Annotated in this window: 2 tRNA genes; both read right to left on the bottom strand. The window is 44.9% G+C overall.

From position 1 onward, the window contains the following. Positions 1-41: 41 nt before the first annotated feature. Positions 42-115 (bottom strand) — tRNA-Ala (locus IM792_RS21190). A 78-nt stretch (positions 116-193) separates the two neighbouring features. Beyond that, a tRNA-Ile gene (locus IM792_RS21185) sits at positions 194-268 on the bottom strand. Between the last annotated feature and the right edge of the window lie 215 nt (positions 269-483).

Below are 483 nucleotides of genomic sequence, written 5' to 3'. Positions count from 1 at the left end.
AAGGGCTTTTTGCTTTTCGCTTTCTGCTTTTCGCTTAAGCGTGGAGAATAACGGATTCGAACCGTTGACCCCCTGCGTGCAAGGCAGGTGCTCTAGCCAGCTGAGCTAATCCCCCTGTTGATGAGCTGAAAGCTGATTGCTTAAAGTCCAAAGCTTTTTGCTTTTTCCTTTGTGCTTTCTGCTTACTCGCCTGTAGTCCCGAGCAGATTTGAACTGCTGACCCCTACATTATCAGTGTAGTGCTCTAACCAAACTGAGCTACGGGACTATTATTAGTTTGCAGTTACCAGTGTGCAGTTTTCAGATTAAACTGCTTACTGCCTACTGCTGACCGCCAACTGTGTCCTGTAAACTTGGTTACAGTCACCCTGATGGCTTCATCTTCCGGGTTATCTTTTTAGTCAGTGGTTAGTGGTGAGTAGTCAGTAATTAGTGTTGCCACTTTTCCCTGATCTCATATCTAACATCTACTGTCTAATTTCT

Origin of the sequence: Mucilaginibacter sp. JRF (assembly GCF_015223065.1) — a bacterium.
In the GTDB taxonomy this organism is placed as follows: domain Bacteria; phylum Bacteroidota; class Bacteroidia; order Sphingobacteriales; family Sphingobacteriaceae; genus Mucilaginibacter.
The sequence above is the reverse complement of the archived record's forward strand: the minus strand, read 5'-3'. Positions and strand labels throughout refer to the sequence as shown.